Origin of the sequence: Peribacillus sp. NPDC097225 (genome assembly GCF_044761955.1) — a bacterium.
Lineage (GTDB): Bacteria > Bacillota > Bacilli > Bacillales > DSM-1321 > Peribacillus.
Genome location: NZ_JBIWDJ010000001.1, coordinates 1,099,511 through 1,115,404 on the forward strand (window position 1 = coordinate 1,099,511; position 15,894 = coordinate 1,115,404).

The 15,894-nt window shown below is 38.1% G+C and carries 10 protein-coding genes; 1 reads left to right on the plus strand and 9 read right to left on the minus strand.

Annotation, left to right across the window (positions count from 1 at the left end):
• The 5 genes from ACIQXH_RS05510 to ACIQXH_RS05530 form a co-directional block, all read right to left on the minus strand.
• A complete protein-coding gene (locus tag ACIQXH_RS05510) occupies nt 1-1,911 on the minus strand; it encodes a hypothetical protein (RefSeq protein ID WP_403122501.1) in 1,911 nt (636 codons plus the stop codon).
• A 46-nt stretch (nt 1,912-1,957) separates the two neighbouring features.
• A complete protein-coding gene (locus tag ACIQXH_RS05515; RefSeq protein WP_402957495.1) occupies nt 1,958-2,461 on the minus strand; it encodes a hypothetical protein in 504 nt (167 codons plus the stop codon).
• Between the two features lie 77 nt (nt 2,462-2,538).
• On the minus strand, nt 2,539-2,766 hold the full coding sequence (locus ACIQXH_RS05520; protein ID WP_402957493.1) for a hypothetical protein: 228 nt from the start codon (nt 2,764-2,766) through the stop codon (nt 2,539-2,541).
• A gap of 312 nt (nt 2,767-3,078) precedes the next feature.
• Complete coding sequence (locus ACIQXH_RS05525; RefSeq protein WP_403122502.1) at nt 3,079-5,496, minus strand: DEAD/DEAH box helicase family protein; 2,418 nt, start codon at nt 5,494-5,496, stop codon at nt 3,079-3,081.
• Nucleotides 5,489-5,815 (minus strand): pyrophosphohydrolase domain-containing protein, encoded by a 327-nt coding sequence (locus ACIQXH_RS05530; protein WP_403122505.1) that lies wholly within the window; start codon nt 5,813-5,815, stop codon nt 5,489-5,491. The genes ACIQXH_RS05525 and ACIQXH_RS05530 overlap by 8 nt, the downstream gene beginning before the upstream one ends.
• A gap of 127 nt (nt 5,816-5,942) precedes the next feature.
• Here ACIQXH_RS05530 and ACIQXH_RS05535 point away from each other — a divergent pair, with 127 nt between their 5' ends.
• The gene (locus ACIQXH_RS05535; RefSeq protein WP_403122507.1) at nt 5,943-6,356 is read left to right on the plus strand and encodes a (deoxy)nucleoside triphosphate pyrophosphohydrolase; all 414 of its coding nucleotides are present in this window, start codon (nt 5,943-5,945) and stop codon (nt 6,354-6,356) included.
• A gap of 71 nt (nt 6,357-6,427) precedes the next feature.
• On the opposite strand, the gene ACIQXH_RS05540 is transcribed toward ACIQXH_RS05535, so the two are convergent.
• From ACIQXH_RS05540 to ACIQXH_RS05555, 4 genes are all read right to left on the minus strand, one after another.
• Nucleotides 6,428-9,721 carry a DEAD/DEAH box helicase gene (locus ACIQXH_RS05540; RefSeq protein WP_403122510.1) on the minus strand — a complete coding sequence of 1,098 codons (3,294 nt, stop codon included), beginning with the start codon at nt 9,719-9,721 and terminating at the stop codon, nt 6,428-6,430.
• Nucleotides 9,718-11,496, minus strand: coding sequence for a phospholipase D family protein (locus tag ACIQXH_RS05545; RefSeq protein ID WP_403122513.1), 1,779 nt, complete (start codon nt 11,494-11,496; stop codon nt 9,718-9,720). Before ACIQXH_RS05545 ends, ACIQXH_RS05540 begins: the two co-directional genes overlap by 4 nt.
• A complete protein-coding gene (locus tag ACIQXH_RS05550) occupies nt 11,489-12,688 on the minus strand; it encodes a DUF6361 family protein (protein ID WP_403122514.1) in 1,200 nt (399 codons plus the stop codon). Before ACIQXH_RS05550 ends, ACIQXH_RS05545 begins: the two co-directional genes overlap by 8 nt.
• Before the next feature lie 287 nt (nt 12,689-12,975).
• Nucleotides 12,976-15,786: a DEAD/DEAH box helicase gene (locus ACIQXH_RS05555; RefSeq protein WP_403122517.1), complete on the minus strand. Its 2,811-nt coding sequence runs from the start codon at nt 15,784-15,786 to the stop codon at nt 12,976-12,978.
• Nucleotides 15,787-15,894 lie beyond the last annotated feature (108 nt).

A 15,894-nucleotide genomic window follows, 5' to 3' on the forward strand; every position in this document is an offset into this window, starting at 1 on the left:
TTACACCTCTACATAGTAAACAAATTTCAAGGATTTATTGAAACTGTTTTTTAACTCTAATTTTAGTTTAGATACACCTTGGGTAATTGAAACGTCTTTAATGATATTATTTTCAACTTTACATTCGTTACCGTTCGTACCATCGATAACACGACTGTAGTTGTTTTGTAGATTAAATTCGTCCGCATACTCAATTCCCATTCCATCAATAATGGCTAATGAAATATTACAAGATACCTCTTTGTTGATTTCTTTACTGTCAGTAAAATCGAAATGAACTATTTCATTCGATCCAACAATTAGACGCTCAACAATTTCTGGATTAGCAATGTATTTATCGCGTTCTGGTTCTATACCACCTTCATTATCTGCTGTCAGTTGATTCTTCACTTTCTTTACGAGGCTTTTCTTTTTCTCTGATCCGTCTTTAGTGTCTTTTGACTTTTTCTTCTTCTTCGGAATATCCGTTGTCATCTTCACAAGGGACTTCCCTTTAATTTTTACAGCCGACACCGTATCTGATAGATCTCGTTTAAATTGGTTTTCCATTACAAACAATATGTCTTTAGTATTCATTGGACCATCTGTAGGATTTTTATCCTTGATCGCTTCTTCAATGATGTTCGAAATTTCTCGAGATAGGTTATTAATAAATTTCTTTGCACGCTTTTGAAGGAGTGGATCTTTGATATGGTCAAAAGACAGTTCTGTATGAGATTCGTTTTCTAATGATTTTAAGTATGCATCTTCTGCTGCTCCACCAATTAATACTGCGTTAAATGGTTTATTAACGTTATTCTTAATTTTCTTGTCTTCGATTTTCATACCGATTGTTCTGACAATAGCCATTCTGCCTTTAACCATAGATTCATCATAACGAAAATAAAGATTAAATTGATAATCATTTACACCATCTGATACAGTTAATAACCTTGGCTTTTCATTTAAATATGTTCCTACATATAAAGGGGTAAAATCAGTCTTAATCTCTCCCATTTCTTGCACGTAATAATCCGGATTCTCAACATAATTCTTAATGGTTTCAGCTGAAATTTTATTATCATTAACAATTACTTCTAACTTCTTTTCCAAAATCGAAATAAAAAAGCTATCGCAGACACTCTTGATGATTTCCTTTTCATTGTCATACTCTTCACGTAAATACGGAATAATGATTTTCAAGCCACGTGTCTTTTTCTCGAATACTTCGTGGAATGTATTTTCAAATGGATAAAACTTAGTTTTGTAAGGTTCAGGTTCTACCATATCCGTGAAATAGCCAGAAGAGCGATAACTTTGGCTCTGATAAGTATGCTCAATCAATTGTACTGTGCCGCCAAGATGTTGATTCCCTTCTGCATCACAATTGGCAAAGTACATGAGGTTTAAATCAGAGGCTGCATTTGAGGCAATCTTCCCAACACCGTGAGATCCGCCCCGTGAAGTTTCTACTGCTTCATCCTCTTCTTCTGAGTGAACACCTTTGTTATATGCATAAATAGCCCATGTATCTTCCTTTGAATCACTTTGACCATTTTTAGCCCCTTTTAGGCCACGCGTATGGAAATCTTCAAATGAAATATACCCTACTTCGTCTTGGTCCATTTTATTACGCATATGTTCTATCGCTTCTTTTGTATAGTTGTTACGACCTTTCAGACATGATATGCGATCAATCACTTCTTCAATGCCGGGGATGTCATCTTTCTTGATGGTTCCAGTCTTAATTGTTAAAAGCACTGGTCCTTCATAATCAAGCAACCGTCCATCAAGAGCATTCTGTGTATTTTCACGTGTTAAGCCGGATATCCTTAGATTGAAAAATCGATCTAAAATTTTATTAAAGTTTGACTCCTCAATGTTCGGAATGGGTGAGAATTTCCAAAACTGTTTTGTATCTACCGAATTCATAACATGCTCCCTTAATAATTTATTTCCTGAACTTCAGAATTTTTATCTATAATTTTATTAATCTATCTCTTTCCACTCTAATTTTATTATTTTGTTCATTTACATAGTCGGCCCTTTTGATTCCATATGCATTTAGCCCTCTGTTCCCTTTCTTATACTTAATGTTAAGACGTTGAGAACCTTCGTATTCTTCATCTATATATAAGCATTCTTTCAGTTCCCCAGGGTACAGAAGAGCCAGCTCACTTTTAAAACGATCTTCAAAATCATTTATACAAACAAAAGCCAATAACAGTTTGTCACTTTCCCCTTCTAATTTCCTAATTTCCGCTATTTCAGCTTCACTAAAGGAAAATTGCCAGTTCAAACTATCCGAGTTTTCTTTCGACAACACCCGATACTTCGAGAAAATTTTATAATCTCCCTTATTGGTAGAAATCTTATAGATATTACGCTTTTCTCCTTGTTCTAATATGGCTGGAGTCAGCCCATTATTCACCAATAATGATAATAAAGATCCAAAATAGAGATCAGCCTTTTTCAATTCCATTTTCATTTCCGCCTTTTTGTTTTTTTATATAGATCGGAACTATATGTACGCTAAAGAGAGTGGGCTTCTTGATCACTTTACTCAAGACTGAATCTCTTGCCTTTTTTCTTGGGTTCTTTCTCAAATTTTTCTTTTAACAAAACCAATTCATTTTCCAATGTTAGAAAAATTTTCTCAACATCTTTATCTGTGTACTCATAATTATTTTTATTTGAACAATTCCCTAATAAATTCATGAGAGTAATAATTTTGTTCGTCCTTGTTTCCGCAACGCGTACGAATCGATCTCGCTTTGTCTCTAACACGAGTAAGTCATCCTCCCCATATTTTTCCTTATATTGATAATATATAGGTAAATATACACTAATACAATACTTCTTTTACTTTATTTCAAAAATGAAGTATAGATTTTTAAATAATATATGCATATTTTTATTCATATATATTAAGAACCAAGTAAATTCGTCCACTCTTTATAAAGAAGAGACTGTTTCAAAAGATTCAGCCTAAATTCTCAATAAAATTAAAGAGGCATACATGTTGGTGAACAACATGTATGCCTCTTTAACTTTGTTATTACTTGAAAATACTTTTCTGCATAATATAATAATCAGTGATTATCTAGCCTTCCGCTCAAAATGATAATGTAGCCGATATTCACAAATTTCCTTAGTCATCTCAAATAAAAGCGCCTGATCCTCTGGTGCAATATCGAAATTCAGCTTAAACATATCCTCTTCATACGAAATGAGACCCTTAGAACTTCCACTCCACTTGGTCATCGGCATCGTTGCTATTAACCTACTAACTCCAGCTTCATCATACTGCCATAGTTTCTTAGAAGAGTTGTCTGCAAAGTCGATTTGTTTACGATATTCGGTTTCAGTTAAGTAACCATGGAAGAAAGGAGCCGCTTGCCTAGATGTAATGGGTATGGACCAATCAGTCTGTCCGCGCTCCAGCATCGCCAGTAGAACCACCATCTTATAACTCTTCGCCATACCGGTCTTTTCTACTTCCACCAACCATTGTTCATATTTATGAAAAATGGCTGATTCACTTTCTGAAAGCTCCCCCGCCCATTCTAAAAATCCATAATAAGAAGAGAACTCCTGCCGATACTGCGGAGAATCAGAGGCCCCTTTTAGGTGTAATTCCAAATACGTCGGTCTTCTACCTAATTCCTGTTTTAAAGCTTGATAATCGCTCAGTAGTTTGTCCCGTCTAGGTTGTTTCTTCCTCGTCATTTCCTTTAAAAGATTAATAACTTGAACATCCAATTCTATATCACATAATTCAGGAACGACTGGCTCAATGATCTTGCTTTTCTTTTTGCCACTGAAGTCTTTATCAAACAAACTCAACTTAACATCTGCATTACGATAGTTGCCTATCAAATCGATGATCACGCAATGATCCTTGGTATCATGGAGCCGTAGCCCCCTGCCAATTTGTTGGGTAAAGACCGTTAAAGATTCAGTCGGTCTTACAAATAAAAGCGTATCTACGGCGGGAATATCGACTCCCTCATTGAAGAGATTAACCGTAAAAATAATATCCAGAGTTCCCTCATCAAGCTGACTTATAGCGTCATCTCGATTAAGACCCATTTGCTTGGAGTGAAGGCTAACCGTTCGATATCCCTTCCTATTAAAATAGTCAGAAAGAAAATCTGCCTGTTTAATCGAAGAACAGAATCCTATAGTCCGTGTCTGCTTTTTATCCGTCCAAGCCTTCAGTACCTTATCAGCCATCTCATCCCGTAATTGAAGCTGAAGTAATTCGGCTTCATCATACCGATTCCCGAGCCATGTAATCTGACTATAATCTGTCTCATCATAGACACCATAATATTTAAATGGTGAAAGCCAGTTCCGCTCAATTGCCTCCAAGAAATCCAATCGGAAAGCGACATTCCCACCACAAATTGCATACACATCTTTGTTATCGTTTCGATCCGGCGTGGCTGTTATCCCCAGCATGAATTTCGGCTTAAAGTACTCCAGCACCCGTTGATAAGAATCCGCTGCCGCATGATGAAATTCGTCGACCACAATCAAATCAAACTCTTTAGGATCAAACACTTGGAGATGCCGCTGCATGCTTAATGTATAAATGGAAGCAAAAGTGGTGTGTCCGTTCGTTTCCTTCACCTTGCCATTATAGATCGAAAACTCTTGATCAGGCATGACCGTCTGGAATGATTTCTTTGCCTGATGCAGGATTTCTTCAAGATGGGCAATAAACAGGACCCGTTTAAAATTACGGGCAAAGAAACCAGCAAGGTACGTTTTTCCTAACCCGGTCGCCATCACGACCAATGCCTTATCATAGTCTTCTTCTAGTGTTTTATTCAGTTCCTCGAGCGCTTCGATTTGTGCAAAACGCGGATAGATTTCTCCATATGGAGCCGGTGGATCCTGAATGACTTCCGTGGTTGGAATGGGTTCTTTCTCACTTGGAAGCATTAAATCCATTTCTTCTGTCTCTGTCCACTTTTGTGCAAGATTTGGCGTATGAATATGAAACTTCTCATACCGATCTTCGTACTCCTTCAGCGTTTCTTGATTCAATGGAATCGTTTGACCGGCATAAAACGTTTCTAAAAAAAGGTGCAAGCCTTCGGAAAAGACATCCTCATCATCACTAACGGAAAGACTCCACTCCACCCCATGACTTAAAGCAGACCTTGATAGATTGGAAGAACCAACAAACAAGCAATCCTGATTCTCCGTTTGGAAAAGGTAGGCTTTTGGATGAAAGGACACACCATTACTCTTCCAGAGCCTGACCTCAATCCTAGGATCAATCTCTAAAAACATTCTCAATGCTTCTGGCTGCGTCACAAATAAATAATCGCCTGTACACACCTTAATCTCTGCTCCACGTTCAGCTGCTACTTTTAAGGCATCTCTCAGATACTGAACACCAGACTTCATGACAAAGGAAGTCAAAATACATATCGAAGAAGCAGAATGAATCTGTTCCAATAAGTGCGTTCCAAGTTGATGGGTGATTAACTGAACCTTACTCATCTTCAACCTCAATCAGATAAATCTTCTCCTTAAAGCCACCTCGTTTAGCAGCCTTACTTCTCCGCACTTCTTCTACTTCTTCAATGGAAGATCCATGATACTCAGCTAGTGCATGCATGATTTCCAACACATCTGCCAATTCCTCAATCGCATCTTCTTTATTATCCGACTCTACATATTCCTGAAGCTCCTCAAAGCTTTTCTTTTTCAATTCATCTATGTATTCTTTATCATTTAACACTCTGGTTGTATATTTCTTACCCGTAGCCTCGATGATTTGTGGGATACGATCACGGACTAGTTTGTTATGGACTGGCATATTATAACAACGGCCTCCTTTAGGTTTATATCATGATTATATCAAAAGACCCTCTTTATTTTGTCATTTCCACACAGGCTCTCAATCATGATATTATTTACACATAGCAAAACCATAGGAGGATACCATGAAGAAGCTAGTTAAAGTAGTTGCAGCCATTATCGAAAACGAGAAAAATGAAATACTATGTGCGTTACGCTCTCCAGACATGAGCATTCCGAATATGTGGGAGTTTCCCGGTGGAAAAGTGGAAAAAGGGGAAGATGCCTTTTCTGCTTTAATAAGAGAGATTGATGAAGAATTGCAGTGTAAAGTAGAAACAGAAGGAGCGGTATTTAATGATAACACCCATGAATACGACACCTTCATTATTAATTTATTATCCATAAAATGTAAAATTATTGAAGGGACACCAACAGCAAGTGAGCATTCCAAGTTCATTTGGTTAAAACGGGAAAATTTAAGCTCTCTGAAATGGGCACCTGCTGATATTCCAGCAGTTGAGCAATTGATGAACGAAAAAAATAGTCTTCTCAAATGAGAAGACTATTTTTTTCATAACCGGCTTATTTCCCCAACTACTTCTATCCTCATACCACATTCGTTCTCTCTTTAGATATCGTCTTTTTCCGCTTTCTTATAAAAAGGGCTCAAGTTTATAAATAGTTTTTTCAACTGTTCTTCTTCAATATTATCCTTAAATATATATTCAATCAGTTCTTCTTGGCGTGCTTGTCCTAAACTCAGTCGGTAGAGAGCAAGGATTTTCATAAGCCGGTCATATTTTATCCCGTCTCTGCTAAGTGGATAGAGTGGAACAATCCTCTCGATTTTAATGTCCTGGTTGCCTGGAAGACTCCAAAACGGGACTAATTCCGATGTTTGATCATCTCTTTCCACGAAGTTTGCGGTATGAAACATCTCCTGCCATATGTTTTTTTCGAATTTTATATCACCGTATTTATTGGCGATGTTCTGTCGGATAGCTAGGGATTTATACCGGTTGATTCTACCCTCTCGCTGCTCCAGGTCAATCGGGTTTGAAGTGAGATTCCAATGGAAGATTTTCCGGCAATAATAGTGGAAGTCTAGTCCCTCCTGTCCGATTGAAGTTGTGGCTAACACAAAAGGACGAAAGGGCGAATTGAACGATAGCCGGATGTTTTCCTTTCGGTTAAGTGTTTTATCCTCATTTCTCGTATCATAAAAGCCAACGGCATAATTGGTTCTCATTTTGATGTAGGGGTCTTCTCCCTCTTTGTTCTTTTTGCCATCAGACATGATACGATTTTTAAAGCTTTGATACGTATCAACATTGTAGCTTGCCGTGTGTGTTTTTAGAGAATTGGCCATCACTTTAATCAGCTGTTTATTTCGCTGCTGTTTTTCTGCTTTGTTCAGCCCGCCTTCTTCAAGAAGCATATGGGCATATTCATCGAGCATGGCTTGGATGTTTCCATCGACACAGTATTTGAGCACGTTTTGCCAATACGCATCCTTACTATCCGTTCCATATTCCAGTTCGACAATAGAGATGGCTTCCTGTGTATTAAAACGGTCGACTATGACCTTAGCCAGTTGAATGGCTCCTGTCAAAGATTCACTGTCCAAATCCTCAAGCATCCTGGCTACGGCAACGGCGGGAGATCCTACAACCATATGAACGAGAACATCAAGTAAATTATCTGGCTGTCTCCCTAGCACGGGAAGCTTTTCACTGACAAAGATTGACCGAAGCTCTTCTACATGCTTCCTTAATACACCTTTATCCGCTCCGTTCTCTTCTTTTTCATCAGCCTCCAATGAAGGTAAAACATCCGATTTCTCAAACCACTCCTGGATCGCCTTTTCACCTAAATCGAATAACAATGGCGCCAGGTAATACCATCTTTCATCCTGACGTGACTGGTCTTCCTTCCGTTCATATGACAGTTGATCCAGCCTTTTTTGAATTTCAGCCTGTATCTCTCCTTTTACTTCGTCAATGGTAAGCTTCCTATTCAACACATCTACCGGGTTAAAGAGCTTAGCCAAGGTGATGGAAGGATATAAAAGAGTAAGATGATTCATATTGGCTGGCGCCTGATCTTTCATCGCAAACGTTAATCTTGGTGAAGGGAACCGTCGTTCTGCAAAGTAGTTTCGTGTTTTGTCCTTTTTCTTCTTTGGTGTTTTCTTAATCAATTCTCCTACTGTTCGACGCTCGGCTTCATAGGAAATAAGAGTCGCGATTGCCCGCGGGACCATTTCCCATGCAGAGAACGCTAGCACTTTAGAAAAACGGCTTTGCCCGGTGAAAGGACCCCCAAACTCATAGTAGGGAATGGACGGTGGGATCCACATAAGTCTCTCCGCTTTTTTTGGAAGGGAAGTTTCTTGCAGTTTCGTTAGCTTGGCATTCATGGCCGGCAGTTTCTCATAGTTTGCGATTGCCTTTCGATTCACCCAAAGCACAGGTTTTCTGGCCAATGTGATCTTATCACGGTTTTCCTTAAAATAATGGGTGATCTTTTGCTTCAGCTTATAATGCTCCATGAAGGACATAAGAAAAGGTGCGGATTTCACATATTCTGCCGGTACCTTGTCCTTTAAATCTGCATCCTCCAAAAGTCGGTCCATTTCGATATAGGACAGCACATCATTTTCGGTAATCCTCAGAGAACTCCCAACGGAAGAATCAATCAGCTCGCTCGCACCCTCCACAAGCATACGTTCAGTACGTGCTATACCTTTGTATAGGCTATCTTCTGCTTTCTGTTTCTTGATTGTGACCATCGCAAAATCTTGAAATTCTAATTGGCTTAAAGCGAATGAGTAATCATGCCATACTTTCTTGAAATTCTGTTGATGCTCCGGATGTTTTTCAAACAAAAAATCCGTGACCTGCATAAATTCCTTATAGTGATCATCGCTTCCCGTTTCACTCATTTCTTCCATTGTGGAATATAACTTGTAGGGAGTGGCTGACAATAAAAGAATGTTCACTTTTTCCTCATTTTCCTTGGAGCTGTTAAAAAACTTACTGGCTAGCAGGGCCGTTTCACTCTCTCCGTCAGAATCAATCAGCTCGGGGAAGCGCTGAAATTCATCCATAATCACAAGATCAGCATCCATTAAATCGACACTGATTTCTGCCATCATTTTTCGCAGCTTATGGATCAGTTTACTGGCACCGTCTACTCGTTTACCCGGAATTCCTTCCCTGCGTATCACGTGACAAACCTCTGCTAATATCTCCACCAAGTCCGATTCCTGCTTGAAAAAATCATCGACCTTCCCAAGGAGGACTGTACAATATTCTTTATTGCTCTGCGCGTCACAAGCCTCGACTCTCTCTTCATAAACGTGTTTCCACCAATCCCAGCTTTTTGTGGCCGTGTCCATCATCAAGGTTTCTAACTCAACTAGATAAGGCTGCAAAAGGGGATATCTTTTTAAAATAGCGAACATCAAAGCTCTTTCTAAAACACTTCCACATCCTCCAGTCATATCGAAGGAGGTTGATGGGGTTAACGGAATGAGCTGTATATAATGATCCTTCATTTCCGGATTGAATTTATTTTCAAATATTTTCAGATGCTGCATCGATAACCTTGTATCCGACAGGCCGTCCAACAAAACCTGTTGATCGATTTTCAGCTTCGCCAGGTTTTGGCCTGCAATGCTTTGATTGGAACAAACATATACGACCTTAAATAAATCATCATTCAATGCATGCCGGTGATAGCGGGCCATTTTGGCTATGACCCCTCTCGCTATCATTGTTTTACCGAGCCCGACTTCATCCGCTACTAGAACACGTGAATAATCATGGGTAAAAAGGTGATAGACCCTCTCCACGGTTGCTTGCTGAAAGTCTTTTAACCCAGAAAGGATTTCCTGTTCCTTTTGAATGAGATTCATCATCTTCTCACCTTCTTAGCTGCTTTGATGAATGTTTGATATAAGGCATGGAACTCATTTGGGATGATGTCTTCGTCATGGGTGATGATATCCATAATCGCTTCTACTTCTTTCAGTTTCTCTGGTGAACGGGAAGCTGCTTTCAGCATATTCTCATAGAGAACAGGGTAATCGCCTGTGGTCATATCCCAAGTCCCTGCACCGAACTTCTTATTCTGTGACTCCTCAAGGGCAGACATTAGTAAATCATCTGATAATAAAAAAGCCACATATTTCAGAAAGGTGTATGGGTCATTAATAATGGAACGGAAGATTTCTGATTCTCTTTCTTTTGGAATCCCTTCCGTCTCAATCTTGATGATTCTCTCCACCTTTTCGCCGTCTTTTTCTGCCCGTATATTATAAAATCCACCCAGCTCTAACAGGCTCAAATTTTGAATGAATGTCTCCTGTTTGAGTGGCTGCATGTTTTTACTTAACAATGGCCCAATTGAAAACTGGGTATCTTCAGGAAGCGAATCAAAAGTAATTCGCATAGTAAAGTGATTTTCTTCAGTAAGAATCATGGCTTTCGATGGTATTCGGCATAACTCTTTGATTCGCTTCTGTAGTTCATCGGTTACGTCTGATTCAAACTCGTCAGTGAATGGTGGAAGGGTTTCTATTTTTTCGAAGGGATTTTGGTCTTCATTCTCCCCGAATAAATCATCCAATAGATCCATAATCTTGAACCCATATTTTTGATAGTGTAATTTCAGCAAGAACTCTATGTTCCCGTTAAATGCATTGGATGAGCTATTGGCAGAACCTATATAAATATGATGCTGATTATATTTGGTTCTGGCATAGAGCTTTGCATGAATATCCTGAAATTGAGCCATGACATGTTCAGCATTTTCTTCACTAATGGAGGACTCGCCTTCAACCACACTATCTTTCAACACATATACATCAAAGTCCTGGAATACGTGTTCCTTAAGCTTAGATAATTCCGTTTTCCTTGTAATCAACACTTTAGTCGCATCTTTCAATGATTTATCATTTAGTTCTTTTATGATCGTTTCACTAAGGAATGGCGAAATGATAATCAGTTTATGATAGGTTTCAAATAGTTCCGTCTCTGCTTTTCCATATCCCTCAATGCCAATTGGACAGAACTCAACCTGAGGAATCGATGGATCAACCGTATCAAACTGGACGAATTCCAGCTCTGCTATTAATTTTTTGATTTGCTTTTTCTTTTGCTTATTTTTTGTATAGGGGATAAGGAACGACAAGAAATCGGATAATGGCTGATTTCGAGGATTCTTTCCTTTTACCTTCTTCCCTTCCAGCGCAATCGCCATATCCCAGCTTCTATCGAAGGTCAGATTACGGGACAGCACAAGCACCCGATATAATTCATTCCGATCTTTATCGCGATATTTTATGACCCAAACTTTTGGATGAAAAGAATAATCGTTTTCTAAAGCCACTTCAAACACTGAGTTCTCCATTAATGCGAATAGGTTGTTTCCGTTCTTCGGTGCCTTAATTTGTCCTGCTTCACAATATATCGCAAATGCGTCCACGCTTCTTCTTAACCCCTCAAGAACATAAATGGGATCATCCTGAAGTGTATGGTCCATTTCTTCTGAAAGACTCAGAGCCAAGGGAACACCAACAAGTGCCTCCAAGTCCAATGAGTAAGTCGTTCCAATGGCAAACTCCACATCATACCCTGGCGGGGGCATAAGCAAATCGCTATAATTGAGTCGATTCTCTGCTGGTTTAAGCATGGGGTTCCTCCAATCCTTTCATGGTATCTGTGAGCAGTACTTTTGCATTTGCAAAACGGTATTGAAGCTTTTCGGTCCCAACCCAATCCCCTTCTTTATAATGGTACACCTTCGTATTGTGAAGCTTGGCGCGGTCTTTTGTTTTCAGTTCTATTTCACGGTTTATAATAAGCTGATCCATGACCGACTCTTCCCCTGATATGACTGCTTTTTGCCACCCCTCAAGAAACCTGTTCAATCGAATGTTATGGATGCCAAGGCGATGGGTAAGCTCTCTGAATGGAAAGGATGAGAATTCTTGTTGGACAAAGGAACTCTCCTTCCACTTTTCCCACTTCTGCAGGGCTTCTTCATTCTCTCCATTAGAAAGGATTACATTGTACCGGATATTCGCACCAGAGACGAACTCGCTAAACCGCTTTGCCATCGAGTAATCATCTTTTAAATGGTCCGGAAGACGGAAAGCATCACCAATGGCTTCAAAATCATGATTTTTCTCTATTTCTTTAAAATCTCTTTTAAGCAAAAAGGCAAATAAACTCTCTTTACCTCTTTCGGATTTGACGATTTTCCCTTTTAAGAATTCCGCCTCATGATAACTAAGTTCCATAGTGAGACCTTCCCTCCAATCCGCTTCTGGAAGAAGGCAACTCCAAAACATACCATTATATTCATCTATACCTGTATTCACATCATCACTTTCTTCATTGCCTAAGAATCGTGCCGAGTTTTTATTCTTCTTCATACTGACAACTGCCTTTGCATAGTTGGCCAATGAAAGGGAGCTGTGCTTAAAGATTTCAAACGTTCGCAGTCCACTCCAATAGATACTGGAAGGTTTCCTCTTAAGCTTATGACCTGCACGAGCTCCAATAACGCCATCAACCTCTTGTTTATTCAAAATGTCAATTAACGCGATTTCTTCTATATCTAGCTTTTCGATAAGTTCCTTCGAAGATTTATAATTCTCTTTCTCTAGTTCCATCAATAAATAGGGGACAATAAAAAAATACTTCGCTCTCGTCTGGATGGTAGATGTACCAGGAAAAAGAATATCTGCCAAGCCATCCCGAATGGACCCAATTCCGAGTTCATCCAATGCTCCTGGGGAAGATAGGGCATCAAGGACTGCCATCACCTTATTTCGATGTTCCCCCGAATAATCAATCCAACCAATTTTTAAAGAATTCAATCTATCGCTCCTCTTTATTTAGTAGAATGAATATAGATAACTTTATATTTATATGCGCATATTGAAAAAACCCAAACCCATTTATATACAAAAATACGGACTTAGTTTCAGTCCTACTTACAATTGTATCAGTAATTCGATTTTGGAAAAATAAACGTTTTATTGGTAATGATTTACTTATCATTAGTTGAATCCTGCAAATTCAAGCTCTCTAAAACGGGCACCTTCAGATATCCCAACAGTCGAGCAATTGATGAACGAAAAAATAGTCTTCTCAAATGAGAAGACTACACTCTTTTCGTGAATTCTGTATATAAGCTTGCAGGAATTTCATTCTCTAATTCCATTTTAACGGTAATCGGCTTTTCTCCTTCATACTCCACGGTATTACCCTTGCCTATATAAATATAAGGTTCTATCTTGCCATCTATTTCTTTATACTTTCTCACAAATAGGTGTAGATGAACTCCTCTTTCCTGGTTAAATACGATATTTTTTCCTCTATCAGAGCTTGGAGCTGTACTATTTGGTGTCTGCCATTGGAAATATCGCTCATTTATAAATTCATCATGATAGTTAATACTTTCTTTAATGTCCTCTTCCTTATGCAAGTCAATAAATAAGAAATACTCATTCCCATTCGCAAGCAACCCTGATCCCCTAAAGGCACTTTGACTTTTACGATAATTTGAAAGAAGTGCGACATCACCCATTTGGTATTGTTCATATAATTTCAGATGTGGCACACCATAGTACTCTTCCTTAAATTCTTTCTCGTATCTAATAATCCCGTAAATAATAAGATCTTCGATATATTTTCTATACTCTTCATTCTGTAGAACTGTTTCATATACTGATGTCTTCGATAATAATCCATCTTGAAGTGTAAATAATTTAAGATTTCTTTTCCTCTGACCAGGATCATAGAAATTCTGATTTAGACATTCAAGAGCGTGCAGCGTACTATCTTCATCCACCTTTTTAACCCACTTCAATATCTCATGTTTTGCGGTTTCTAACGAGATCACATCATGATCTAATAAGTATTTAGCAATCACAAATTCGTATACCCTCTTAAGTGGTAGCTTACTTGATAATTCTTTTAATGCACCTTCAAAAGCTTCGTCTAGTAATAAACTTTTTAAGTGATCATTTTTCTCTACTTTTGCTACGAACTGTAAATACGTTTTTTCCCGGTTAATAAATTTAATAGGATCAGGAGCTCCGTCGAATTTCATATAGTCCATTAAAAACAATGGGATTTTCCCTTGATTCATTTTCTTAAATTCAAAATACTCTTCCTTCAAATATTTCAAAGAGTTAAAGTTCTCTTTATCAATTTGAGCTAGAATTCGTTCTTCCGAGATTTTATCCATTTGAATATGCGTACAACCTGGTATATTGGCAAAGCCAGTTGCGATGGCCACCTTCAAACTTTCTTTATCATAATAACGAGTCCCATTTAAAGCGATCGCAATCAAAAACGTTTTACTATGATTTCCGATAAAATCAAGGACGGTAAGAAAACTTTTATCTTTATGCTTACGAAGTCCACGTCCCAGCTGCTGGATGAATACAATTGGTGAATTAGTAGGTCTTAGCATCAAAACCGTGTTAACAGAGGGAATATCTACACCTTCATTAAAAATATCGACCGTAAAGATAAACTCTAACTCATCCCCATCATCTTCAAGCTTATTCATATAATAGGCTCTCCGCTCGACTGAATCCTCTCCAGATAAACAGATACTATGATAGCCTCTATTATTAAACTCTTGGGCCATATATTGGGCATGCTCGATCGTTACACAAAAGCCGAGACCTTTTCTCTTATCCCCATCATGTCCATAGAAATTCATATTCTTAATAATAAAGTCCACTCGCTCGTTAACCTTTAATCTCTTTGTGATCTCCGCTACATCGTCTATATCCACATCACTTAAATCGATACCCTCAATGTCGGTAATACCAAAGTAATGAAAAGGAATAACAAGCTCATCTTCTAAAGCCTCATGTAATCGAACCTCTAATGCCACGTTATTATCAAATAAATCAAAGACATTTTGCTGATCGCTTCTTTCAGGAGTTGCTGTCATTCCTAAAGTAAACTTCGGTTCGAAGTACTCCAACACAGCTTGATAACTAGGGCTTGTAGCATGATGCGCCTCATCATAAATAATATAATCAAACGCATCTCGTTCGAATTCCCGGAAGTATTTAGACATGGTTTGTATCGTTGAGAAAATATAATCCTTATCCTTTTGCTTATGGTTCCCTGTTAATAATCCAAATGATCGCTTTTCATTAGGAAGGAGCTTTTCAAATGTCTCTTTTGCCTTTTTTAATATTTCTTCTCTATGTACAATAAATAATAACCTTTTAGGTTTAACAGCCTTTACATCAAAAGCCGACATATATGTTTTACCTGTACCTGTTGCGGCGATCACCAGCGCTTTATTTTCCCCAATTGATCTAATTCGTTCAAGATTTTCTACTGCTTGCCTTTGCATCTTATTCGGAACAATATATTCGGAGCTTTCATAAATAAATGGCTGTGTATTGGTAAACCCACTTAATTTACTCAAGAACTCTTCATATTTACTAATAAACACGTCATCCGCAATCACACTACTATTCCATAAACTATCATATTCTTTTAATACATCTTTAAGGAACTGTGCATCCTCTTTCGTAATGATCTCAACATTCCATTCAATATTACTCTTGAGAGCACTCTGTGTAATATTCGAAGAACCAATAATCACTTTATACGAGTCCTTAAACTCAAAAATATAAGCTTTTGTATGAAATCCAATCGCTTTATCTGTTTCAAAAACTTTCAAATCGATATGACTAAATTCATTTATTTTCTTAAGTGCCTTAGCTTCGGTGAAATTTAGATAAGTAGAAGTAATAATCTTCCCCTCTACGCCTCTTTTCCCTGCTTCCTTGAAAGTATCCAATAAAAGCTGCAGCCCACTATAATTAATAAAGGCCACGCTAAAATAAAATTTTTCACATTCGTTTATAGAAGAAATGAGTTCATTTAATAGATTGGTTTTGTCTGAATTTACGATTAAATTTTTCTCAGTATACATGACTTACTCCTAACTGCACTTTAACATCTTGAGATAAAATACATGTTTGTATCATGATATCATACATTTCAAATCAAAAAACAGCCAACCCAAGGCCAGCTGTTCTCC